The sequence below is a fragment of the Dyella nitratireducens genome (assembly GCF_014642835.1).
Taxonomy (GTDB): Bacteria; Pseudomonadota; Gammaproteobacteria; order Xanthomonadales; family Rhodanobacteraceae; genus Dyella_B; species Dyella_B nitratireducens.
The window spans coordinates 661,159-683,640 of sequence record NZ_BMJA01000002.1 but is presented as its reverse complement, the minus strand read 5'-3'; the positions used below and the strand labels follow the sequence as shown (position 1 = coordinate 683,640).

General features: G+C 55.2%; 20 protein-coding genes and 1 pseudogene. 8 read left to right on the top strand and 13 right to left on the bottom strand.

All coding sequences use genetic code 11. The features are described 5' to 3' along the window. Positions 1 to 25: 25 nt before the first annotated feature. From IEX75_RS14110 to IEX75_RS24475, 4 genes are all read right to left on the bottom strand, one after another. Positions 26 to 1,537: a TonB family protein gene (locus tag IEX75_RS14110; protein ID WP_188794928.1), complete on the bottom strand. Its 1,512-nt coding sequence runs from the start codon at positions 1,535 to 1,537 to the stop codon at positions 26 to 28. A 410-nt stretch (positions 1,538 to 1,947) separates the two neighbouring features. After that, positions 1,948 to 2,463: a hypothetical protein gene (locus IEX75_RS14105; protein WP_188794927.1), complete on the bottom strand. Its 516-nt coding sequence runs from the start codon at positions 2,461 to 2,463 to the stop codon at positions 1,948 to 1,950. Positions 2,464 to 3,026: 563 nt separating this feature from the next. Beyond that, complete coding sequence (locus IEX75_RS14100; RefSeq protein ID WP_188794926.1) at positions 3,027 to 3,584, bottom strand: hypothetical protein; 558 nt, start codon at positions 3,582 to 3,584, stop codon at positions 3,027 to 3,029. Then, positions 3,581 to 3,850 carry an AHH domain-containing protein gene (locus IEX75_RS24475; RefSeq protein ID WP_188794925.1) on the bottom strand — a complete coding sequence of 90 codons (270 nt, stop codon included), beginning with the start codon at positions 3,848 to 3,850 and terminating at the stop codon, positions 3,581 to 3,583. The genes IEX75_RS14100 and IEX75_RS24475 overlap by 4 nt, the downstream gene beginning before the upstream one ends. 166 nt (positions 3,851 to 4,016) lie before the next feature. On the opposite strand from IEX75_RS24475, the gene IEX75_RS14090 reads away from it, so the two are divergent. Then, positions 4,017 to 4,631, top strand: coding sequence for a YopT-type cysteine protease domain-containing protein (locus tag IEX75_RS14090; RefSeq protein ID WP_188794924.1), 615 nt, complete (start codon positions 4,017 to 4,019; stop codon positions 4,629 to 4,631). Positions 4,632 to 4,973: 342 nt separating this feature from the next. Then, a complete protein-coding gene (locus IEX75_RS14085) occupies positions 4,974 to 5,492 on the top strand; it encodes a hypothetical protein (RefSeq protein ID WP_188794923.1) in 519 nt (172 codons plus the stop codon). A 374-nt stretch (positions 5,493 to 5,866) separates the two neighbouring features. On the opposite strand, the gene IEX75_RS14080 is transcribed toward IEX75_RS14085, so the two are convergent. The 5 genes and pseudogenes from IEX75_RS14080 to IEX75_RS14065 form a co-directional block, all read right to left on the bottom strand. Next, positions 5,867 to 6,499: a hypothetical protein gene (locus IEX75_RS14080; protein WP_188794922.1), complete on the bottom strand. Its 633-nt coding sequence runs from the start codon at positions 6,497 to 6,499 to the stop codon at positions 5,867 to 5,869. A gap of 92 nt (positions 6,500 to 6,591) precedes the next feature. Next, positions 6,592 to 6,966, bottom strand: coding sequence for a restriction endonuclease (locus tag IEX75_RS24470; RefSeq protein WP_423373016.1), 375 nt, complete (start codon positions 6,964 to 6,966; stop codon positions 6,592 to 6,594). Beyond that, positions 6,882 to 7,424: a hypothetical protein gene (locus IEX75_RS14075; protein WP_229720824.1), complete on the bottom strand. Its 543-nt coding sequence runs from the start codon at positions 7,422 to 7,424 to the stop codon at positions 6,882 to 6,884. Before IEX75_RS14075 ends, IEX75_RS24470 begins: the two co-directional genes overlap by 85 nt. Before the next feature lie 17 nt (positions 7,425 to 7,441). Beyond that, positions 7,442 to 7,594, bottom strand: a pseudogene (locus IEX75_RS24465) (methylmalonyl-CoA mutase family protein); the annotation flags it as partial. Between the two features lie 194 nt (positions 7,595 to 7,788). Continuing rightward, a complete protein-coding gene (locus IEX75_RS14065) occupies positions 7,789 to 9,048 on the bottom strand; it encodes an energy transducer TonB (RefSeq protein ID WP_188794921.1) in 1,260 nt (419 codons plus the stop codon). A 331-nt stretch (positions 9,049 to 9,379) separates the two neighbouring features. Between IEX75_RS14065 and IEX75_RS14060 the strand changes: the two genes are divergently transcribed. The 3 genes from IEX75_RS14060 to IEX75_RS14050 all read left to right on the top strand — a co-directional run bounded on the left by IEX75_RS14060 (position 9,380) and on the right by IEX75_RS14050 (position 10,826). Beyond that, a complete protein-coding gene (locus tag IEX75_RS14060) occupies positions 9,380 to 9,976 on the top strand; it encodes an AHH domain-containing protein (protein ID WP_188794920.1) in 597 nt (198 codons plus the stop codon). A gap of 15 nt (positions 9,977 to 9,991) precedes the next feature. Continuing rightward, positions 9,992 to 10,552: an imm11 family protein gene (locus IEX75_RS14055; protein WP_188794919.1), complete on the top strand. Its 561-nt coding sequence runs from the start codon at positions 9,992 to 9,994 to the stop codon at positions 10,550 to 10,552. Between the two features lie 64 nt (positions 10,553 to 10,616). After that, positions 10,617 to 10,826: a hypothetical protein gene (locus tag IEX75_RS14050; protein WP_188794918.1), complete on the top strand. Its 210-nt coding sequence runs from the start codon at positions 10,617 to 10,619 to the stop codon at positions 10,824 to 10,826. A gap of 89 nt (positions 10,827 to 10,915) precedes the next feature. Here IEX75_RS14050 and IEX75_RS14045 read toward each other — a convergent pair whose 3' ends face one another. Together IEX75_RS14045 and IEX75_RS14040 are read right to left on the bottom strand one after the other, a co-directional pair. After that, entirely contained in the window at positions 10,916 to 13,642 is a 2,727-nt protein-coding gene (locus IEX75_RS14045) for a DEAD/DEAH box helicase (RefSeq protein ID WP_188794917.1), read from the bottom strand. A 325-nt stretch (positions 13,643 to 13,967) separates the two neighbouring features. Then, positions 13,968 to 17,552 carry a methylmalonyl-CoA mutase family protein gene (locus IEX75_RS14040; protein ID WP_188794916.1) on the bottom strand — a complete coding sequence of 1,195 codons (3,585 nt, stop codon included), beginning with the start codon at positions 17,550 to 17,552 and terminating at the stop codon, positions 13,968 to 13,970. A 260-nt stretch (positions 17,553 to 17,812) separates the two neighbouring features. Between IEX75_RS14040 and IEX75_RS14035 the strand changes: the two genes are divergently transcribed. Next, complete coding sequence (locus IEX75_RS14035) at positions 17,813 to 19,051, top strand: dicarboxylate/amino acid:cation symporter (protein ID WP_188794915.1); 1,239 nt, start codon at positions 17,813 to 17,815, stop codon at positions 19,049 to 19,051. A gap of 352 nt (positions 19,052 to 19,403) precedes the next feature. On the opposite strand, the gene IEX75_RS14030 is transcribed toward IEX75_RS14035, so the two are convergent. Continuing rightward, positions 19,404 to 20,336 carry an alpha/beta hydrolase gene (locus IEX75_RS14030; protein ID WP_188794914.1) on the bottom strand — a complete coding sequence of 311 codons (933 nt, stop codon included), beginning with the start codon at positions 20,334 to 20,336 and terminating at the stop codon, positions 19,404 to 19,406. Between the two features lie 10 nt (positions 20,337 to 20,346). Next, the gene (locus IEX75_RS14025; protein ID WP_188794913.1) at positions 20,347 to 20,952 is read right to left on the bottom strand and encodes a TetR/AcrR family transcriptional regulator; all 606 of its coding nucleotides are present in this window, start codon (positions 20,950 to 20,952) and stop codon (positions 20,347 to 20,349) included. A gap of 402 nt (positions 20,953 to 21,354) precedes the next feature. Between IEX75_RS14025 and IEX75_RS14020 the strand changes: the two genes are divergently transcribed. Together IEX75_RS14020 and IEX75_RS14015 are read left to right on the top strand one after the other, a co-directional pair. Further along, complete coding sequence (locus IEX75_RS14020; RefSeq protein WP_188794912.1) at positions 21,355 to 21,684, top strand: YXWGXW repeat-containing protein; 330 nt, start codon at positions 21,355 to 21,357, stop codon at positions 21,682 to 21,684. A gap of 132 nt (positions 21,685 to 21,816) precedes the next feature. After that, entirely contained in the window at positions 21,817 to 22,185 is a 369-nt protein-coding gene (locus IEX75_RS14015; RefSeq protein WP_188794911.1) for a YXWGXW repeat-containing protein, read from the top strand. The last annotated feature ends 297 nt before the right edge of the window (positions 22,186 to 22,482 follow it).

Genomic DNA, 22,482 nt, shown 5'->3' with positions numbered 1-22,482 from the left:
CGCTTCCCAGTTTCGCCACTTACCCCTACTTGGCCTGAGTCCTGTTGAGGCCGAAATTCACCGGTATCTTCATATACGAATCAATGGCAACGCCTTCGACCGTTTGGGGCTTGAATGTCCAATCCATCACCGCATTCTTGGCCGCGTCATCCAGATCGCGATAACCCGATGACTGCGAAAAGGTAATCTCGGTCGGCAAACCCTTCGTACTCACAAGGACAAGCAGGGTAACGGTTCCCTCATGCAATCCACTCACTGCCTCGGCGGGATAGCTGGGGGTTGTCTTGGTCAGTACGGATCCGGGCACGATGGTCAGTTCGTGTTTGCGCCCTGATGACGTATCCATCTGGAGTGGCGCTGAAGTGGGAACCCAAACCTCCACGAAGCATGGCGTGCCTACATCACCTTTCAAGCAAGGTTCGTAGTTGAACTGCGCTGCCTTCTGCACAGCGTCCATATCGGGCTTTGCAACGGGATACCGCGTATCCAACCTTGCCGCCGTAACCTTGCCCCGCTCATCCATCCACACAAGCACAGGTTGCCGATCCGGACGGAACCGGGGAACGACAAAGGCAGGAACGACTGCAATATCCCTACCCTCCGGGTCGGCCGACGCTTGCGCAAGAATAAAAGACAAATGGTGGTCCCCTTCCTGTGGAACGCTATCCAGTGACGTTCCAGGGACAACGGAAACCAGGGCCACCCCAGCGTCCCTCGCTTGAGCAAGCAGCAATTGGACTGCGTCGCTCGCAAGAGCCCCATTGCTGTTAACGGTTACAACGATTTCAGGCTGCGGCACCATGGACGCCACCACCATGAAACGATCCTTTAGTTCTGCGGAGGATGGTTCCGTTCCATCCTTATGGATCACCCCCTGGGCATCTATCGTGAGCGGTATTGGCGGTGCGCCGGGGATGCTTTCATTGCAAGCGTTTGGACCCGATGGAACTTGGCAAAGCACCTGGTCAGCGGTGCTATCGCTTAGATAATCACGCAAAGCCGCAAGCAAGCCGAGCCTCTGAATCTCGTCCGCCAGCACCCGAGCCTGCGTGACTTGCTCGGCTGTCATGGAACGTCTCTCCGAGCTGAGTCTGGCATGGATTTTCGGACGCTCCAGTTGGTCGGACATCCCTGCCAATGCCGACTCAGATAACGCGTAGCCGACTACCGGATTCCGCATGCCCCCAACACGGCCCTGAAAATACATGACACCCAATTGCTCTACCGCCCAGGAATTGCCCGCTAAGGCGGCTTGCCCAAACAAGTTGGCCGCCTTGGCATCATCCTTAGGCACGGCCAACCCATCGAGGTAGATCAAGCCAAGAAGGGTTCGCGCTCCGGGTTCCCCCTTGGCCGCGCGTGGCTGCACGAGCTTCAACAACGGCGCGTAGTCGCCGTGATGGTAAGCGGACAAAGCTGTATTGAGGTCAGCTTCGTGCGCTGCATCGGGTGCACCAGGCAGTTGCTGAGCCCAGCCCAACGTCGCCGCCAGCAGCCCGCCAATGAACATGGCTGCCAAGACTGCTTTCTTTTCCATTTGTTTCCCCTGACGAAGTCGTCCGCGCTTCGACTTTTACAAAACTGTATTACAAACCCAGCAATACCGCGCCTATAGCCTGGGCCAAGCTTCTATAAGAAAGCAGAGAACTGGGGGGGCGGAGTGAACTTTCTTTCATTCAAATTTGAAAGTGCACTCTGACCCTGAGGCTTTCCCACGTTTTTCGAGCTGTTCAAGGAAGGGCTTTTTCGTGGCCAATACTTGGCATTTTTACCTCGACGTCATTCCGGCGAAGGCCGGAATCCATGCTTCGCATTCACCATGGATTCCGGCCTTCGCCGGAATGACGCCGAGGTAATTTAATAAGCCTTGGCCAGCTTGCTGATTTTGTTCAGACCATCAAGCAGAAAACGTGGGGATACCTCAGACTCCGACCCCGTTTCCCGCACCTACCGCAAAGCCAAAGCACTCGACTCTCGCAGATGCCCCGTCCTTAGCTGAGATGCCGACGCTAGACGCTGACTATGCATTGACCTGATCCCGTTGGGGAATAGCTGGCAGTGTTTGTCTCCCGCCGGTACGGCCCGCTTGCAATACACGTCCACGAAGGCAACCGTGTTTTGGGCGGAGTCCGTCACCAGGACCCGTTTCGCCACGCCTGGGCCGATCGAGTTGTCGATGGCTACGGCCACTAACGATTGCTTGGCCATACCCATCTTCCGCAGCGCTTCTGACCTTTCGGCCGCCCGCGCCGCTTGCATGTACTCACGGTGTGTGTTGCCGACCAGGGCCGCCAATCCGTAGCCCGTGTGCAAGTCGACGACATAGGTTTCGTATTGGCCCACTGGTGCGGTCACTGTGAAAGTTTGCAGGTTGGTGGTGTGACTCTGGTCTTGGGCGGCGCTGATGCTGCCGGCGCACGCCAAACTGATCGCGAGGGTCGCGGCAGTGATTTGGAGTTTCATAGGGGACTCCTTACGGACGCCTATGTCCGTTAGATCATTTTGTGCTTGCAAGAAGAAACAAAACGGACAGACCGCATTAAAAAATGCGGCGCTTTGGTATTGTTTTTTCGACGCGAATTGGCGTCGTGACTAATGGCACAGTGACGTTATGACTAAAGTCACTGCAAGTGTCATGACTAAAGTCACGATAAGTGTGTCGAGCACACGATACACAAGATCAGAGCATCATCGGACGGACTTCTTTTTCGACTCTGATATCGCAGCTTGTATTGAGGCATCCCACGTCTTTTTGTTTGTCGTTGACCAGCTTCGCTGTTGATAACATCCTCGGCTTACGCGATATACGCGAGAAACTGATGCTGTTCGGACAACTCGCTGGTACCGTCCCGATTGCCGCGCAGTTGCCGTGTTAGTGATCTTCTGCTGCACCCTCAATGGAGGCACGGCATGCAGCAGTCGTTAGGCGCAGAGGCAGCGGAGTCCGCCGATATTCATGCTTTGCGATAAAGGCACCGCGCGACTTAGTGATACCAAGGATCATGCTGATAGTGACCCAACGACAATCATAGACCTGCGCGGGCAAAGTCCATGCCCGTGATGCCATGCGCTTTGATCTGTTGTTCGAGCAGAGCCTTGCCGCCGTCATTGACGTAAATACGGCCGGTCACGGTCAAAGGGTCTTTGAACACGGCGGGTTCGGAAGGAACGGCCGACGTATTGAAGGCCTCTTCCTGGATGGCACCTGACGCGCGTCTCTTGCTTCGCTTCGGATCAATACAGGACACCACATTGGTGACGTTGTAGTAATACTCCGTTTCCCCTTCAACGTCGATTTCAAGCAGCTGCCCAAATCGCGACAGAAAGCTCCCTAGAGCATTGCGGGCTTTTTGATTAAGCACCAAGACGCCGAACAAGAACGGAGTCAGGTCGGTTCGTGGCTTGGGGGTCTTGCGTCTTGAGTCACCTTTGTCCCGAACCAGGCGCAATGGTTCATTCCAGACGACGGGTTTGCCCTCTCCACCGACCTGCATTAGCAGGTCGGCGTCGCCCTCCGCTTCGGGAGGCAACACGATGGTTTCAACCTTGTCGATAAGGTCATTGGTGATTAGCCAAACGGTCACGGCCTATCGTCCTTACGATAAGGGAAGGTTGCAAAAACGAGGTCTTGTTTGATGTCGCGAAGCTTCCTGCGCCCCGCATCGCTATCGCTGGAAGATGCCTGTCGGAGCTCGTTGAAAACGGCAAGGTGATACACAGCGGTATGCACGACCGAATGCCTGGTAGCGTTTTTAAGGCGGCGATCGATGACTGCCACCTTTTTGTTGCCGGGAAGGAAAACGCCGTTATCGTCATCGTCGATACCAATGGTTACGGTTACGAGGCACATGGGATTTTGCATTCGTATGACGGGATGCAAGAAGTATGACAAACGCCCTTGCGGCAAACGGGAGTCCCTAACTGCCTCAAGCCCTTAATGGCCGGGGCGCCACCCTTTTCCGTACGCGGTTTTCTGTACTACATTTTCCAATACCTTTCGCCTGGATCTTCGCGCCATGAGCAAGCTAACGGATTGCCGGGTCAAGAGCTGGAATCAGACCACCCAGATTATCGATGTCGCCTTTCCCCACGCCCTGGATCTAAAGGGCGGGGTCTGCTACGGCAGCTGTGTCGAATGGCTCAAGCGACTCCGGCAGGTTCCCCAAGAGAGCCCGGACCATCGGATGGCCTACGTGTCTTCGCAAGCAAAACTGATCGGCGGCCGACAGCGTCTTTACGAGTCGGCTCAGCGGGATGTAAAGGCCAGAACCGACGACTTCACCGCAGCCGTCCATTTCCAGGTCATGAATCGACTGATCCAGATCGGCAAATTCGGCATGAGCATCGAATTCGTCGACGGCGGCGCGGAGTTCACCCGGCTTGCCGACGCCTTGCCTGCGATGCGGGGCGGCAACATGCCTTACGCGATGATCAACATATCTACATTGACTGGCGGGCACGCGATTTGTGCGCAGAACGCCGATTCTATTCGCCTGTTCGATCCCAATTTCGGCGAGTTCGTCATTGGCGACGGCGACCTTGAAGCGTTTTTCGGCGATCTATCGTTGGCTAGCGCGCTCACTGGCAACATGTACCTGTTTGTCAATGTGGCCCAGGTGAGCTTCGATTGAAGGATACAAAACGATGCGTGGAATTCGGGACAGAGGTAGTCAGCTTTATTTAACTACCTCCGTTCCGGTTGCCATTACGAGTGAGGGTGCCGACAATTCCCTGCATCTTGACATAAATTTCACCAAATTTGAGCTTAAGTTATTGGGTACATCACAGAAGGCTCAACGCGCAATTTTCTGTGGCGGGAGAAGGGGAATTTATCGCTGCTTTGGACTGACCGCTCGCCCAACGAGCAGGGCATACCTATGCGGCACATGACAGCTAATTAGGCTAAGCCTTAATGGCCTTTTTGCAGTTGCTTGCTTCATGATTTTAACGGCTAACCGTCCAGGGGGAAGCATATGAGACAGCACCGCTCATCAGTTATTGCTATTTTGATTCTCTCGGCTAGCACGTCCGCGTCCACGCTAGCGGAAAATTCAAATAATCAACCGCCCGATGCAAACAGCATCCACGTTGAATTGGTTGCGACCGGAGCTTATACGATTCTAAAAGGTCGCGCGGAAACATATGATTTTTTTTCAGTGTCTCCGGAGCTTAGAGTGCGTTTCGGACAGAGCAGCGGGCAAGGATGGTTTTTAGGCCTTGGAGCTCAAGGCCTAAGCAATTTAAATGAGAACCCAAATACTGCGCAGAGTACCCAGCCTTCATCGCTATTTCACACTAACATATATCTTGTGAGCGGATACGCATACCCGATTTTTCCAGAAGATCAGCAACCACAGAAAGGCTTTAAGATTCCTGTGATTATCTCCGCCGGTGTTGGATGGATGAACCAGGAAATCAATACGTCCAAGTCACTTTACGACAAGGGCGCCTTTTTATATTTTGGAATTACTGTTCCGATATTTGGAAATTAGCCTGACGCCGCCTCCATGGAATCCCGAGGCGCGGTAGTTGCGAAGAATTGCGTTAGTAAAGTTACACAACTTCGCTCGAATTGCCAAAAAATAGCTGTTTTCAGTGACTCTAAAAACAGAAACCTTAGCAATCTAATAGATCATCCATCCAACTTGGACAGAGGCTCAATCTAACTTTCCGCACGATCAAACACACTTAAAAACTGGAGTTAGAGTGAACTTTCTTTCACTCAAATTTAAAAGTGCGCTATGACCCAGCCTCCCTCTGCCCCTAGTACCTCTTTTCGTTCTATCCGTTTAATAATTGCGCAAATGCAACGTAATTACTTAAAAGGTGCTTCGCTTTTCAAATTCATTAAAATAAAGTTCTACCTTCAATCAATATCTTCATAATCTTCCGCAAGCTCTGAACCTGAATCTTTCACCAATTGTTGAATCCACTCGTCCCCAGGAAAGAGTGCGTACCAAACTTGGTAGACCTCGCGAGGAGTGTTAGCCTTTGCGCATGCGGCTCGAAAGACTTCAACTTTCGCCTCATACTTTGGACCGCCTGCAGTAAATTTCCTGGGCTCAAAAGCCTCGCCAAAACTTTCTGGAAAGCGATTTGGAAATAGAACGGTCAAAGCTCGCGCCCTATTTTTCGTAGCTATCGTGCTGTTCCCCGTGAAAACAATCTCGGCAGCTTTCATCTCAAAGGCGTCCTTCGCCTCACGATCCTTCAATCTGTTGGCAGAGCTCGTTTGCCAAGCCAGGGTGAGCATGCCCAATCCTAGCGGCACCAAAATTGATAACCCCGTGAGCCAAGCCTTCATTCTTTCGACTTGAAGCTCGCGCTCCTTAAAACTTTTCTCATATTCAAACTTATCTCGCTCAAATTGCTCTGACTCTCCCAAGGTCGCATTGCTCGAACTTGTGATCTTAGGCAAGCCTTCAACGACGCGTTCTGCCGCATGCGACTGCCATGAGAGAAGCAGACCAATAACAAGGACAAAACCATACCTCCGCATCACACTCCCCTCTTGCATTGTTTATTTTGAAAAGAAGACCATCCAATTCTTCATTTTTCAACCACAGCTGACAGCAGCGCGCATATTTTCCATTACAAAAACAACTCGCGCACACGCACAAAAACACGGCCGGTCTCTACAGCCTTACGTGCCTTTCTTACGATCACATCACCCAAAGGGAGGCGTCTGTCAAGTGTTTCGTACAAATCTAATCCATCCATACAAAGAACACGCTTATTCCTTCCAAGTGTGTCCAAGCCCTTTTCGGTAAATCCAGCATGACTCACAAATAAACCGCGTGACCATGCGGCCTTTTCTTGCAACTTGCCTTCAAAGATGCGCAAGTCGTCGGCCTGCGTTTTGCCTTGATGCCATTTGGCCTCTAAAAGATACGTATGCCCATCGTGCTGAAAGCTGCCGTCAATTTGTTCCCCACGTAGTGAAAATGCCCCTCTAGGTGCCGCCAAAATGATGGAATATATCCAAAGGCTTGTCCTCGCGGATGTGGACTCATTGACACTAAGCCCAACAACTTTTCACACAGTGGAGAGAGCTTCACCCAGTCATTGGCGGGCATAGCTGACAAGCCTACAGCGTTGGCCTGCGATCGTCGCTTACCTTCCAAGCGCACCATCACCGATAAGAACATACTTTCAGCATTAGGTAGCGGGTCTGGTTTTCCACTACGAAGATACATTGCTTGGCGATACTCCCATAGCACTCGCAATACCCGCGCAGCTTCGGCATCGCTAACTTTTCGCAAAAAACACCGTATCCGTTTTGCTTTTGACGTACCATCGGCTCGATATTCCGGAGCGTCGATGTCTACGTTGAGGTCGTGGACATAGAAAGCATGCATAGAAGCATCCGAAAAATTCAAAACGTAGCCCGATTCCATATCAAATACCTTGTCTAGCAACATCATGTCCATTGATCGGATGTTACGGCGCGGCGCACGCTTTCTTCCGTTGGCGTGGTGATGGCTTCATCGTAGGCGTTGGTGTGCAGGCTGTTGCAGTTGTCGAACAGGGCGTACAGCGCTTGCAGGATGGTGCGGATGTCGTTGAACTGGATTTCCTGCGCGTGCAGGGAGCGGCGGGTGACGCGGCCGATGGCGGCGTTGCCGCCAGGTGATCGACCGCAGTGCTATCTCAGGAAACGGCGACGCCTCTTGTTTATGACAAAGAAATCACGACCAGCCTCACCCACCTCAAGCCAGACGTCGCAGACAGCCACGGCGGAATCGTATCGCCCGCGACAGTGGCCTTCGCCAAGGTTCCTTAGCCGGTTTATTGCCTTGCAATGCCCACCGATTCAGTCACACGCTGGCCGTCGCAAGCGATTCCGTTGAAGGTCCAATGCGCTGCGTCATTGAGCGCGGAAACATCCACGAACCTAGAATTACTGGAGCGCGCGATCCATTCGTGCGCAACTTGGCCGCTACGATCAACCACGACGGTGACTACTGGTATTTGTGCAGCCGAATCAGCCATGGTGTGTTCGGCCTCACGAACCATCGTACGTCGGCAGACATCCGCCGACGGTTCTATACCATCAGCACCGGATGGAACACCTGGCTGTGAAGGCGGTGGCGGGGCTATAGACATTCTGCTTAAGGCGATGGCTCGGTCCTTTGGCAGGTCGTAGTAATACAGGAGCGCCGACTTCACGGTGGCGCCCGCTTTGTCCCGCAGCTCCCAATTATTCAATTCCAACCCGGGATGCTGATGCAGATACGCCGTCATAGTGCCTGCCGCACGCGCGTCGTCGACTGTCGGCAATCCACCCAAGGCCAGCAGGATTGCTTCGGAACTCTCGTCCTGCACATTCAGGAAAACGGAAGATCCATCATAGAAATCCATCCGTAGCGTGCGCAGACAGTTGATCAGACAGCGTGATGCCGGTGGCTCCCCATGATGACTGGCTGCCACGTATCCGTCGTGATAAGCAGTTTCCAGTGTCTGCGCATAACTGTTTGCATTGGACGGCGGCGTCGGAAAGGCATGCTGCCCAGGCCGGAGCTTGAACGGGACGTAATGCTCAAGAGCGAGGTTGCCATTTTCCAAAGACGCAGTGAACGCGTCTCCATTCGGCAACCAGATGCGAAAAAATTCGTTACTCAAGGCGCTCACTGCAATGGGCAGATCATCCCCTAACTTGTTCAGATTGAAAGTCACGGGAATGGCTACTTGCGCCTCGGCGGGCTTGCCGTACTTGAACTCAGGCTTGAAGGTCCAGTGCTGTACGGCTTCGAGTGCAGCCTTGTCCAACTCTGGAAACCCACTAGTTCGTTCGATACGTATATCTCGCGGCATGCCGCGCACATCAACAACGAGCAACACCATCGCCGTGCCCTGATGACGCTGCCGGATAGCCTCAGGCGGATAAACAAGTGCAGGCTTTGTCGCCAATGCAGGACGGATGATGAACGGATCCGCTATCGTCGCGGGATACGCAGCCAACATTGCCGGCGACGCGACAAATAGGCCGCAAACCGCCAAGAAAAGGCGCCGCATGCGAGCGCGCCACTTCGTAAATCGAAAATCCATAGCCCCTGTTTCCCTTTCGTTTCACACCCCATGCGAGCGATAGCAACCGCTCGTCTCGGCCGTGGCAAGTGCTTGCTGGCGAACGACCCCTGCCCTGTATTTAGTCTGAGGCCGAATGGCGCGGGAGATCAAGGCGTGGAATCGCTCATTGGCTTCATGTCGGGGTCTAGGCTGACGTCTTGGCGATACCGCTGAGTGCGGACGGGGAAAGTCGAGCTTGTGAAATGACGGCCTGCAGAGCATCGCTACAGGTGCCCAGCCGCTAGATACTTTGATGACATATGGCACACTAGATCGGACGGCGGACGGCACCCGCCAACAGGGATGAAGCATGTCAGCACAGCCAAAGACCGCAGTAGCGGCACCCACCCCAATCCCCACCACATCCGCCGGCATCCTGGATTTGACCATTGCCGGCAATCGCATCTCGGCCAATGCCAGTGACGTTAATGCTTACGGAGTTCGAAATGAACTCCTGCTCAAACAGGAGAAGGCACGGGTCAGATACAAAAACGGAGAAACGCTGCCCACCTCAGCAGAGGTGTTACTGGCAAATGCCAATCGCAAGGATTACAACCATCGCCGCACGCTATCTCGAAATATCGTTGCAGCGACGGCGCAACCTCGTCCGGCCAACACCTGCGCACACCATATCGTGGCGCTGGGCGATCCCGAGGCGAGAGAATCACGCAACTTGCTTTATGGTTGGGGAATTGGCATCAACGACGCCGACAATGGCGTTTTTCTTCCCCGCAAAGGCCCGGGAATGCCGGATTACCCGAACGCCACCCACCATACACCTAGCCACAAGCAGCTTTATCACTTGGAGGTGTATTCGCAATTGAGTCTCCGAGATGGATCCGAAGACGGGCGCAGAGGTCTGCGTTCTCTCAAGTCGCAACTGCTTTCAGGCGAGCTTTCACTTTAATTCGGAGATAGATGGATGACTGTTTGGGAATTGCGGTACACCTCCGTCAACGATTACGCCATGGTCGTCTCCTTGGATGATCACGATTCGCTGGCAGGTCGATTCCGCATCGATGGCACTCCAAAAAATTGGATGGATCGTCCATTAGTGGGATTTGCCGATAGCACGCGACGAAAAAATAGGCGTCCACCCGCTGATGTCAGCGCCATGGTGCCCGGCGTTCTGATACTCAGCGAGCGAGCCAAGGAGGTTCTCGGGCCGTTCTTATCAAAGTTCGGGCAGTTGCTGGAACTCGACTGCGAGGGAACTGGCGAGATCCGCTATTTCTACAATGTGACGAACATTGCGCCTTGCGTAGACGTTGAACATTCCCAGAAGACCCAGCTTGGGGACGTCAAGATGGAATTGTTCAACGAAACCCAGATACCCAAGGAAGCTGCCGTTTTTAAAGACCCTTCGACACTAAAAGTACGCATCTACATCAATGATGCAGGAAGGGCGATCATCGATCCTCTGATAGCTTCGGCGAAGTTGACCGGTATTGAGTGCGGCCCGCTCGCTCCGCTTAGAGGCTGACGTCGCAGTTGAAGAACACCCCACCTCTCAATGTGCCAACGGGGCTGTGCATTCAGGCGCGTAGGTGGACCTGGAGCCGTTTTTTAACGAGTCGACTCAATGGGATGTAAAGGCCAGAACCGACGACTTTACCGCAGCCACCCACTTCCAGGTCATGAATCGACTGATCCAGATCGGCAAATTCGGCATGAGTATTGAACTCGTCGACGGCGGCGCGGAGTTCACCCAGCTTGCCGACGACTTGCCTGCGATGCGAAACGGCAACATGCCTTAAAGAAATTAGCTTTCAACACCTAAGATTTTCCAACACAACGACGTACATTTCGTTTATCAGATCAAATAATCAGACCCCACTCAATTCACCTACGCCACGTAGGTGGGCGCTCCCGCAAGGCGATCCAGTTCCGCGACACCGGGAGTACCAAGCCAACTGAGAAATCCCTCCGGTGTTAATGCACCGCTATGCACTCTTAGCAATCCCTCCATGAAGATCGAGTGCTCTACTAACGTGATGTCCTGAGAAGCTGCAGCTTTTCGCTTTGAGGTCTCATCAAAGTGAGGCTTCCCAAGCGTTACGCGGCGCATCGCAGGCTCGAAGTCTGCCGCTTTCTGTAGAACCGCCCATGCCTCTTCCTTCTTTATAAGCGATGGGGACTTCGTACATGTCTTACATTCAAGTAATATCTTCAGATCGCCAAGTTCTATCAGCAGATCTGGCACGTTTTGTCGCACTCCATCATCGACAACCGTCACCGTCCAGGTGATCTCCACCCTGAGAAGATCACATATTGCTGATTCGTATTCGGTACCAAGAGTGTCATTGCAATTTTTGACGAGTCTTTCGATTCCTAACCCAGCGCCTTGAGCCAAATGGCTCGTAGCCAATCTACTCGGACCCAACCCAACAGTACTCGCGGCGGCATCAAGTAACGCTTGGGCACGGCGGTCGCTTCGTAATATATGAACAAGCTTATCTTTAGCCGTCGCAAGTAAATCGTGAAGCGAGGCAATTCCTTGTGCGACGAGTCCCATTGCACGCTGCCGACCAAATCCCGGCACTCCATGACGTTCGGCAATTCTCAGAACGTCAAGTGCCTCTACTGGAGCGCCCCACCGCACCCTTCTCGCCAACATCGCGATCTGATTACTTACACCCTGCGAACAACCAAGCTCGGGTACTGAAGACAGCTTATGTATACCGTCGAGAACCCATGCTGTGTCCACCGCTAATCTATGTATCATTCCGGCGGTTAGCTTAGTTGTGAAGGCTATTTTCCTTTCAGCGAGGCCTTCGATATACAAAGATAATGCTTGTGCACACTGAGCCAGCTTGAGATCGCTTCGGTCTAAGGCAATCGGAAGCTTCCTGGTCGCCCAATACGCAACAGATTCATAAACAGACTGTGAGGGGTATGGAAGGAATCGAGACGGGTGATTAGATCGAAACTCATCGCTTGCGCATGCGGCATATATAAGCCCCTGCGCATTAGGTTCGAACCCTGCTGCCAGATCAGGAGCCAGCGTTCGGAGAATCTGCGCAAATTGCACCGCAGTTGTAGGAAGAAGTCCTGATAAAGCGGCGGCCTTTCCAAGAGGCGTTATGGTAAGAGAATTATTGAGCGCAGCGATTAAGTCATACTGCGCAAGCCACTCAATGGCAGCCGTGCTTTCGCTCCCCAGCGCGGCCAACTTTGCTGGATTCGTATCGAGTGTTTGATACCAATAGAGCGTATTTTTAAAGAAATCCATAAGTCCTTCGAAGCTGCTTGCTAAACCCGCAGCGACCAGACCCAAAATCGACTTTCGAAGGCTGAGATTTACGAATTGCGAGAAAAGACGGTCATTTTCAGGTCGAATCAGAAGGTTGGCGTGAGCTAATTCCACCTGATTTTTTGGAAGTAAGACTGAGAATCCATCGTCATGCATACCTAGCCGACCCGCACGTCCGGACATATTTCGATAATCTGATCTGACTATGTGTGATCCTGCTCTATCTCCCCATTCATAGGTTAACTTCGGAAACACGATTGATCTGAAAGGGAAATTGACCCCAGCGGCCAACGTCGTAGTCGCAAAGCACACTTCAAACTTCCCATCGATAAATCCGTTTTCGATAACTTGTCTCTCTTGCGGAGAAAGGTCGGCAGTATGAAATGCCACACGTCGTTCCGCATTCTCTCGAAGCTGATCTGAAGAATCGGTGGGCTCGGAAAAGAGATCGAGCTGTTGAGCTAAGGCAATGCCTTCACCGACGCGCGGCCGTCCCTGGCCAAAGTTATTCGCAAATGTAAGCGCCTCGCGTCTACTCTCTGTGAATACCAAGACTGGCCCCCGCCGAAGCCTGAGAAGCTGATTAACAACTTCAATAACGTCTTGCCTAGGACTAGCAACACCAGTGATCTCACTGCCATCTTCATGCCCTAATGTGGTGCGATAAGCTTTACCGGCATACCAAATTTCTTGATGGAGAGGTACGTCTCGCTGCGCACTTTTGACCAAACCACATCCCATCCATCCGGCTAAATCATCCGCATTTTCTACCGTAGCCGTGAGGGCAACAAATTGACGGATGCCGCGTTGTCTAAGTGTCGCACAGAGAGTCTCTATTTCGGGGCCGCGATTAGGATCCCCAAGTATTTGAAGCTCGTCTGCAATTACAGCAATGTTGCTAGGCCGCAATTGACCTGTAAGCAACAAACCCAACGCCTTTTCATAGGTAGCGACCAGCAACGAGGCATCGACATCACCTTCAGCTCGGTCACCGGTGTTTAAACCAACCGAACCAAGCGGAGAGCTTGCTTCTTCACCGAATCGTCGAACGAAATCCGAGTATTTTTGATCTGCTAATGCTTTATGTGAGACTAGATATAGAACTTTAATTCCATTTCGCAAAGCGCAGAGTGCGGCAACCTCTCCAACCAACGTCTTTCCGGATGACGTCGGCGCGCTTACGATCAAGCTGCGCTCACCGGCGACACCGGCGGCCAAAGATTTAGCCTGAATATCCGTAAGATTTTTAATTCCCCAGCTATGGAGCTGCTCTTTGACCCATTCGGTAACTCCGGGACCATCGGCTTCTGCAACTTCCATTTTCCTCTCCTCCATAAGGAAGACCATTAAGAACTAGGCTGCTGCTGATCCAAAGGACGCAGCAAAATTTGGACCAATCTTTCAAATTCCCATGCTTTTCTGGTGCTTAGAAACGCAAGGAAAGCCGTTAGGTCGGCGCAGGCTGTCAAAATAGGTCACAATTTCAGTCATTTTTTTATAGTCGTAGACGCATCGGGGATACGAGACGCTCCAACCGATTTCTAGATATGTGTCAGCCAATGGCTGCCCTCCATTCTCCAACATTTGTAACCCGAATAAAAAAGCCCGCCAATAGGCGGGCTTTTTTATTGCTTGACCAATGTAGTTACATATTTCTACGGTACTCACCACCCACGTCATAAAGCGCATGGCTGATCTGGCCCAGCGAGTTGTACTTCACCGCCTCCATCAACTGCTCAAACACATTCTTGCGTTCGCGTGCAGTAACTTGCAATTTCTTGAGGCTATCGGGTGACAGCGAATTGCGGGCTTTGCCGTAGCCCTGCACGTTCTCAATCTGCTGCCCCTTCTCTTCTTCCGTCGAACGAATCAACTCGATCTCCGTAGCGATTTCGCCACCATGGTCCTTGGGCAGGAAGGTGTTGACGCCAATCAGCGGCAGGCTGCCGTCGTGCTTTTTCTGCTCGTAGTACATCGATTCTTCTTGAATCTTGCCGCGCTGGTACATGGTGTCCATGGCGCCGAGTACGCCGCCGCGTTCGCTGATGGCTTCGAATTCTTTGTAGACGGCTTCTTCGACGAGGTCGGTGAGGGTGTCGACGATGTAGCTGCCTTGCCAGGGGTTTTCGTTGAAGTTGAGGCCGAGTTCTTTGTTGATGATCATCTGGATGGCGACGGCGCGGCGCACGCTTTCTTCGGTGGGCGTGGTGATGGCTTCGTCGTAGGCGTTGGTGTGCAGGCTGTTGCAGTTGTCGAACAGGGCGTACAGCGCTTGCAGGGTGGTGCGGATGTCGTTGAACTGGATTTCCTGCGCGTGCAGGGAGCGGCCCGACGTCTGGATGTGGTACTTCATCATCTGGCTGCGGGCGCTGGCGCCATAGCGTTCGCGCATGGCGCGGGCCCATATGCGGCGGGCGACGCGGCCGATGACGGTGTATTCCGGGTCCATGCCGTTAGAGAAGAAGAAGCTGAGGTTCGGCGCGAAGTCGTCGATATGCATGCCGCGCGCGAGGTAGTACTCAACGATGGTGAAGCCGTTGCTGAGGGTGAAGGCGAGCTGGCTGATCGGGTTGGCGCCGGCTTCGGCGATGTGATAGCCGGAGATGGAGACGGAATAGAAGTTGCGCACTTTGTGGTCGACGAAGTACTGCTGGATGTCGCCCATCATGCGCAGTGCGAATTCGGTGCTGAAGATGCAGGTGTTTTGCGCCTGGTCTTCTTTGAGGATGTCTGCCTGTACCGTGCCGCGCACGGTTTGCAGGGTTTCTTCCTTGATGCGGGCGTAGGTTTCGGCGTCGACGAGTTGCTCGCCAGTGATGCCGAGCAGGCCGAGGCCGAGACCTTCGTTGCCTTTGGGTAGATCGCCGGAGTACGTGGGACGCTTTTTGCCGGCGAAGAGTTCGTCCATGCGCTTTTGCGCGGCGGTCCAACGCGCGTCGTCGGACTTGAGGTATTTCTCCACGTTCTGGTCGATCGCGGTGTTCATGAACATCGCGAGGATGATCGGCGCGGGGCCGTTGATGGTCATGGAGACGGAGCTGGTCGGCGCGCTGAGGTCGAAGCCGGAGTACAGCTTCTTCATATCGTCGAGCGTGGCGATGTTGACGCCGGAGTTGCCGATCTTGCCGTAGATGTCCGGACGCGGTGCGGGATCTTCGCCGTAGAGGGTGACGGAGTCGAACGCGGTGGAGAGGCGCGTGGCGGCACCGCCTTGGCTCAGGTAATGGAAGCGGCGGTTGGTGCGCTCGGGCGTGCCTTCGCCGGCGAACATGCGGGTGGGATCTTCACCGGTGCGGCGATAGGGGTAGACGCCGCCGGTGTACGGGTAGTGGCCGGGCAGGTTTTCGCGCATGAGGAAGCGCAACTGGTCGCCCCAGTCTTTGGTTTTGGGTGGCGAAACCTTCGGGATTTTCTGGTGGCTGAGGGATACGCGGTAGTTTTCTACGCGGATCACTTTGTCACGCACTTTGTATTCGTTGACGTCGTCGGTGACGGATTTGTAGAGCTTGGGCCAGTCGCGTAGCAGGTGCAGGGCTTCGTGGCTGAGTTCGCGCAGGGCGGCGTTGTAGCGTTGGCGGAGTAGTAGGAGGGTGCGGTCTACTGCTTCGTGGGTTGGTTCTGGATTTATGTCGTGCGCTTCGCGCGGCGTATTTGACTGGATTCCGGCGTTCGCCGGAATGACGGTGTTGGGGGTTGAGGGGGCGTGAAGGTCGTCGTGGTCGTAGCGTTCCAGGGGGCGCGGGAGTTTTGGATCGGCTAGTTCTTTCAGCGATTCGTAGTAGTGCTGCGCCTTGCTGGCGAATTCGGCTTCGCGTTCGATCTCGGTGTTGATGCCCCTGCCCTGCTCAGCGATTTCGGCGAGGTAGCGCACGCGTGCGCCGGGAATCAGCACGGTGGCACGCGGTTCTTTCAGGGTGACGTCCAGGTTCGGCTTGAAATCGCAGTGCGCGGTTTCGATGGCATGTTCGCCGCCTTTCGCTGAGAGCTTGTTGAGCAGCAGGCGGCACAGGTTGGTGAACATCCAGGTGACGCCTGGATCGTTGAACTGGCTAGCGATGGTGGGGTACACCGGCACGTCGTCGTCTTTCAGGGTGAAGGCGTTGCGGTTGCGCTTCCACTGTTTGCGCACGTCGCGCAGGGCGTCTTCGGCACCACGCTTGTCGAATTTGTTGAGCACGACGAGTTCGGCGAAATCGAGCATGTCGATTTTTTCGAGCTGGCTGGCGGCGCCGTAGTCGCTGGTCATGACGTAGACGGGGAAGTCGACGAGGTCGACGATTTCTGAATCGCTCTGGCCGATGCCGGCGGTTTCGACGATCACCAGGTCGTAGGGCTGGCTCTTCAAGAAGTTGATGCAGTCGTGCAGCACTTCGTTGGTGGCGGCATTCTGGCGGCGCGTGGCCATGGAGCGCATGTATACGCGATGGCTGCGCAGCGCATTCATGCGGATGCGGTCACCAAGCAGTGCCCCACCGCTGCGGCGGCGCGTGGGATCCACGGCGAGCACGGCGATGCGCATGTGCGGGAAGGCGTGCAGGAAGCGCAATAAGAGTTCATCCACCACGGAGGATTTACCGGCGCCGCCCGTGCCAGTCATACCGAGTACTGGTGTGTGCTTGCCGGCCAGCGACCACTCTTTGCGCAGGCGTGCGAGTTCGGTGTCGCTCAACTTGCTCTCTTCGATGGCGGAGAGCATGTGGCCGATGCTGATTTCGTCGTTGATATTGATGTTGGCCGGGACGATGGCGTCGTTCTGCTCGCGCTTGGCGGCGGCGTTGCCGGCGCGATGCATGACGTCTTCGATCATTTCCACCAGGCCGAGCTTCATGCCGTCGTTGGGGTGGTAGATGCGTTCCACGCCATAGGCTTGCAGCTCGCGGATTTCTTCCGGGGTGATGGTGCCGCCGCCGCCGCCGAAGACGCGGATGTGGGCGGCGCCCTTCTCCTTAAGCATGTCCACCATGTACTTGAAGTACTCGACGTGGCCGCCTTGATAGGAGGACAGCGCAATGGCGTCGGCATCTTCTTGCAGTGCAGCACGCACTACGTCTTCCACCGAGCGGTTGTGCCCCAAGTGAATCACTTCCGCACCTTGCGATTGAATGATGCGGCGCATGATGTTGATGGCGGCATCGTGGCCATCGAACAGGCTGGCAGCGGTGACGAAGCGAAGCGGGCTGGTTTCGGCCTGCGCGGCGGTGGCAGGAACGTGCTTGGCGGGGGAACTCATGGGGACTCCGAGAACGGGGATGTTCCAAGTGCAACTATTCTAGTGGGGTTGAGGATGGAACGCTTGTGGTCCATCCCCTGCAGACAGTAGTGACCTCGATATATAGCTTGTCGAGCGGGTGCAACGCCTGCTCCACACGGGTGCGCATGGCTGCACCTGACTAACGAAATTTTTAGCAGCTACCCAACTTCTATTGAGATTCCTCAAAAGCATGCGGAGGACACCGCATGCTCGGCTTGTACTTTTCGGGGACCACTTCCATGACTTCATCCAAGACTTTGGCGAAACGATTCAGCCTGCAAATGTGGCATCAGATTCTGATTGCGATGCTGCTTGGCCTTGCTGTCGGACACTTCTTTGGTGAGCCGGCAAAGATGTTGCAACCACTTGGTGACGTGTTTATGTCGCTGATCCGCATGTGCGTGGTGCCGGTGGTGTTTGTATCGGTGGTGTGCGGCATTACTTCGCTGACTGATTTGGCGGCCATGCGCCGTATCGCGTGGAAGTCGATAGCGATTTACATGGTGTCGATGGCGATCATGGCGTTACTTGCCATGGGTGCGGCGAGTTTCTTCCATGTGGGTAGCGGCTTTGGCTTGGCTGACAGCACGGGTGCGGCGGTTGCTCAGCAGTCAATCAGCATGAAGGATGCGCTGCTGAGTGCGATTCCTTCCAATCCGTTCAAGTCGTTTGCGGATGGGGCTTTGCTGCCGACGATTGTGTTCGCGGTGTTGTTCGGCTTGGCCATCAACTTGACCGGTGACAAAGCTTCACCCGTGCGCAACTTCTTCGATGCCATGTCAGCGGTCGTGTTCAAGCTGATTGGCATGGTGCTGAAGTTTGCCCCGATCGGTGTGTTTGGCCTGATGGCGTATGTGACGGCGGACCATGGTTTCTCGGTGCTCGGCCATCTGGGTGCGCTGGTAGCGGTTAACTACGCGGTGATGATCTTCTTCATGGTGGTGTTGTGTGCGCTGATGCTGATGCTGTTCCGCTTGAATCCGCTGCCGTTTCTGCGTAAAGCGATTCCGGTGCAGTTGTTTGCTTACTCGTCTGCCAGCAGTGCCGCCACGTTGCCACTGAATCTGGAGAACACGCAGCAGCGCATGGGCGTGGATTCGCGGGTAGCGAGCTTTGTGTTGCCGCTGGGTTCCACCATCAATATGTCGGGCCTTGCGGTGTATCTCGGCACAGTGGCGATTTTTTCCAGCAATGCCTACGGCATCGAGCTGTCGCTGATGCAGATGGTGATGGTGGTATTGACGACGACGCTGGCTTCGATTGGTGCCGCGGGCGTGCCGGGGGCGGCGCTGGTGGTGATGAGTTTGGTGCTGTCGTCGGTGGGCTTGCCGCTGGAGGTGATTGCGGTGATTGCGGCGGTGGATCGTTTGCTGGATATGTGTTGTACGTCGGCGAATGTTACCGGCGATACGGTGACGGCGGTGATGGTGGCGAAGTCGGAAGGGGTGTTGGATGAGGCGTGTTACAACCGGATGTGAGTTTTTTTGTGGGTTATCGCGCTGATGGTTATGCATGCCTCACCGTCATTCCGGCGAAAGCCCACTGCTGTCCGGGGAAAGTGTTGTTTGTTTTAGCGACATGGCTAAAAGACTCGTCGTCCCGGCGAAAGCCGGGACCCAGCGACTTGCAGATCGTCAAAGACACTGGACCCCGGCGTTCGCCGGGGCGACGAATCGCTAGCGTTGAATTTGCTGGCAAAAATAGGGGCTTCGGTTGCGTGGCAGATGCCTATCTAGAGCGCAGCGAATTTTCCCCGGACAGCAGTGGGCGAAAACCGGAATGACGGTGAGGTGATTGGGGGATGGCCAGGCGAGATTGAAGTTGGAGTGATTACGCCAGGCCGAACGGCAAATTCGGCGAAGCCACCACGCGATCGCCCACACGTTCGCCACGCAAGAATGCCAGCGTCGCCTCGATCACTTCCGGCGCATCCAGCACGCGGTGATGCCCCAAGCCTTGCGTGGTAAGCAACCGCGCCCCAGGCCAATAGCGCGCATATCGCTCGCCCTCATCCCACGGCACTTCGCGATCATCCAGGTCATGCACGATCAAGCCCGGCTGACCGAGCGTTGGAACGTGACGATGCACCTGCAGCTCGCGCATGCGCACGCCGGTGCGGCGTTCGCACCACGCAATGAAGGGTTCGCGCAGATGTTCACCAAGTCGCACGAAGCGGATAAAGCGACCCGCGGCTGCCTCGATATCAGCGGCCGGTGCAATCAAAACCAGGCGCCGTGCATACCAGTGTTCGTCTTGCGCCAATGCGACAGCGGCACCACCCATCGAGTGACCAATCGCCAATGCCGCGTTGCCGAAGTGCCTGCCGATGGCGCGAATGGTGGCAATGAAATCCGGCAAGGTGCACAAATTGCCGCTGCTGGCGCCATGGCCGGGTTGATCGAACGTCACCACGGCAAAGCCCAGCTCACGCAACTTCGCGACCCACGGCAGATAGCGCAGGCCGAAGCTGGACCAGCCATGCACCAATAATGCGTACGGTTGCCTGGAAGGATCACCCCATACGTACGTCGCAATGGATTCGCCGTTGATGACAAGTTCGCCGCGCTGCATGGTGTCATCCGGTTGCGCATCACGTGCGCGGGTACGGCTGCTGGCGAATGGCGTGGCGAACAGGCGTGCTGCGCGATCTACCGTATGGTTCGGCGCAAGCCGGCTGCCGACTGCGAAACCAAGACGCACAGCGCGCAGCTTCAGCGTGGTGCGTGAAGAACGATGATGCGAACTGACGGTTTGGCGTGTCATGGCAGCCTCCTTAAGGCTGATAACTGGCGAGCAGGCGATCGATCGCTGCCCATGTCTGTCGGTGGGCCTGGTCGAAGCCGAACAAGCTGGCGTCGTGATGCAGGCCGAGCATCACGGCAAAGATTTCGAAGGCGAGTTGATCGGCGTCGGTATCTGCGCGCAGATCACCTGCTTCGGCGGCTTGGCGAATCGCGCGCATCAATTCATTGCGCCAGCCTGTTTGCTGCTGCTTCACGCGCGCACGCAACAGACTGTCTTCGCGTCCGTCGTATTCCGTGACCGCGCTGATCAGCACGCAGCCGTTGTAGTGAATGCGGACCCATTCGGACCAGCCTTCCAGAATGGCGCGCAGGCGCTTCACGCCGCGCGGTTGTTGCACGGCGGGCCGGAGCACGAAATCCACGAGGCGCTTGGAGGCAGCATCCAACAAGGCCAGCTGCAGCTCTTCGCGGGAGCCGAAATGGGCAAATACGCCGCTCTTGGACATGCCTACACCCAAGGCCAGGGCGCCGATGGAAAGGCCTTCCAGGCCGTCCTGGCGGGCTAGTTCGTAGGCGTGATCGAGGATGAGCTCGCGGGTCGCGGCGCCTTTGGTGGGGGTAGTGATAGGGCTCATGGTCGAGAAAATAGCACGACCGTTCGTTTTATTTCTACAGCTTATTTCGTTAAATATTCATTGCGTCAGTGCGCTCCATTTCCCCTTCACCGTCATTCCGGCGAAAGCCGGAATCCAGTCGGAATAAAGCGTGCGAAGCACACGAACGCTTTGTGTTATGCGCTGCGCGCGCCATGTTTCACTGGATTCCGGCTTTCGCCGGAATGACGAGTGCTTCGATCAAAGCGTCATGGAGGTATGCCAGTCTCCGCTTCATACGAATGCCCGCAGATAAAACCGTCGCAAATAATTCTGCTGCTACCTGAACAACCGAAAGCAATCACGTCAACATCGCCCGACTCGCTCGCGTTCCCCCATTCGACAGCTGCTGATAGCCGCTGCCTTACTTAAGGAGAGAGACACATGATCAACATCACCCGCAAACTGGCCTTTGTTGCAGGTATCGGTCTTGCGTTGGCTAGCGTGAGCTACACGCCACCTGCATCCGCGCAAGTGAGCGTGGGCGTTGGCATCAATGTGGCGCCGCCGCCGCCGCGTTATGAAGTTGTGCCGGCGCCGCGCCGTGGTTTTGTCTGGGTACCGGGCTACTGGCGCTGGGATCCGCGTTACCGCCGTCACGTGTGGGTCGGTGGCAATTGGGTGCGTGCACGCCCGGGCTATCGTTGGTATCCAGGTGGCTGGGACCATCGCGGGCCAAGTTGGTACTGGCGTGATGGTTACTGGGGTCGTTGATCGCTAGTTTTTCCCGCAAAAACCTGCGCTTCATCGCACGATGAAGCGCAGGTTCCACGACAGCTTCGCCAATTAGACTGCGCATGGCGCTGACCGGATCGGCAGCTCCGATCCAATTCTCTGGGGGCTTCAATGTCATTACGTTTTGCATCCTTGCTGGTTGTTGCCGGCGTCGCAGCCACGCTTGCCGGTTGTGTTGTTGAACGGCCGGCACCGCCGCCGCGCCGTGTCGTGTATGTCGCACCACCTCCGCCACCACCGCCGCAGGTCGTGGAAGTGGTGGCCCCGCAGCCACCGCCGGTGGAAGTGATCGAACAAGCGCCGCCGCCGCGTCCGGGTTTTGTGTGGGCACGTGGTTACTACCATTGGGATGGTGGCCGCTACGTTGCCGTGCGCGGTCACTGGGAAGCCGTGCGTCCGGGTTATCACTACGTGCATCCGCATTGGGAACGTCATCCCGATGGCTGGCACTTCCACGTAGGCGTTTGGGTTCAAGGGTAAACACGCCGCTTTCACGTGAACAAAAAACGCCCCGCATACGTGCGGGGCGTTTTCGTTTGTTGCGATGCGAAAGCGTTGCCTTCACGTCTCGTACTAAAATTATCGAGATAACTCACCGCCCCAGCCTACGGGATGCTCTGACTCATTTTGCGTAGGTGTCACCGGCTCTGTCTGTTCGCAGACCACAGGACCATCGACGAAGGCAGACTGGTTGTCTGTCGAGACGATGGGCCGAAGGTATGCGAACAGACAGAGCCGGCCCGAAGGGTGATGTTCAGAAGGCCCGCAGGATGTGCC

Excerpts from the sequence above, each read along its gene's own strand:
- IEX75_RS14110 (WP_188794928.1), bottom strand. The coding sequence starts at position 1,537 with ATGGAAAAGAAAGCAGTCTTGGCAGCCATGTTCATTGGCGGGCTGCTG.
- IEX75_RS14105 (WP_188794927.1), bottom strand. The coding sequence starts at position 2,463 with ATGAAACTCCAAATCACTGCCGCGACCCTCGCGATCAGTTTGGCGTGC.
- IEX75_RS24475 (WP_188794925.1), bottom strand. The coding sequence starts at position 3,850 with ATGTGCCTCGTAACCGTAACCATTGGTATCGACGATGACGATAACGGC.
- IEX75_RS14090 (WP_188794924.1), top strand. The coding sequence starts at position 4,017 with ATGAGCAAGCTAACGGATTGCCGGGTCAAGAGCTGGAATCAGACCACC.
- IEX75_RS14085 (WP_188794923.1), top strand. The coding sequence starts at position 4,974 with ATGAGACAGCACCGCTCATCAGTTATTGCTATTTTGATTCTCTCGGCT.
- IEX75_RS14080 (WP_188794922.1), bottom strand. The coding sequence starts at position 6,499 with ATGCGGAGGTATGGTTTTGTCCTTGTTATTGGTCTGCTTCTCTCATGG.
- IEX75_RS14075 (WP_229720824.1), bottom strand. The coding sequence starts at position 7,424 with ATGATGTTGCTAGACAAGGTATTTGATATGGAATCGGGCTACGTTTTG.
- IEX75_RS14065 (WP_188794921.1), bottom strand. The coding sequence starts at position 9,048 with ATGGATTTTCGATTTACGAAGTGGCGCGCTCGCATGCGGCGCCTTTTC.
- IEX75_RS14060 (WP_188794920.1), top strand. The coding sequence starts at position 9,380 with ATGTCAGCACAGCCAAAGACCGCAGTAGCGGCACCCACCCCAATCCCC.
- IEX75_RS14055 (WP_188794919.1), top strand. The coding sequence starts at position 9,992 with ATGACTGTTTGGGAATTGCGGTACACCTCCGTCAACGATTACGCCATG.
- IEX75_RS14045 (WP_188794917.1), bottom strand. The coding sequence starts at position 13,642 with ATGGAAGTTGCAGAAGCCGATGGTCCCGGAGTTACCGAATGGGTCAAA.
- IEX75_RS14040 (WP_188794916.1), bottom strand. The coding sequence starts at position 17,552 with ATGAGTTCCCCCGCCAAGCACGTTCCTGCCACCGCCGCGCAGGCCGAA.
- IEX75_RS14035 (WP_188794915.1), top strand. The coding sequence starts at position 17,813 with ATGACTTCATCCAAGACTTTGGCGAAACGATTCAGCCTGCAAATGTGG.
- IEX75_RS14030 (WP_188794914.1), bottom strand. The coding sequence starts at position 20,336 with ATGACACGCCAAACCGTCAGTTCGCATCATCGTTCTTCACGCACCACG.
- IEX75_RS14025 (WP_188794913.1), bottom strand. The coding sequence starts at position 20,952 with ATGAGCCCTATCACTACCCCCACCAAAGGCGCCGCGACCCGCGAGCTC.
- IEX75_RS14020 (WP_188794912.1), top strand. The coding sequence starts at position 21,355 with ATGATCAACATCACCCGCAAACTGGCCTTTGTTGCAGGTATCGGTCTT.
- IEX75_RS14015 (WP_188794911.1), top strand. The coding sequence starts at position 21,817 with ATGTCATTACGTTTTGCATCCTTGCTGGTTGTTGCCGGCGTCGCAGCC.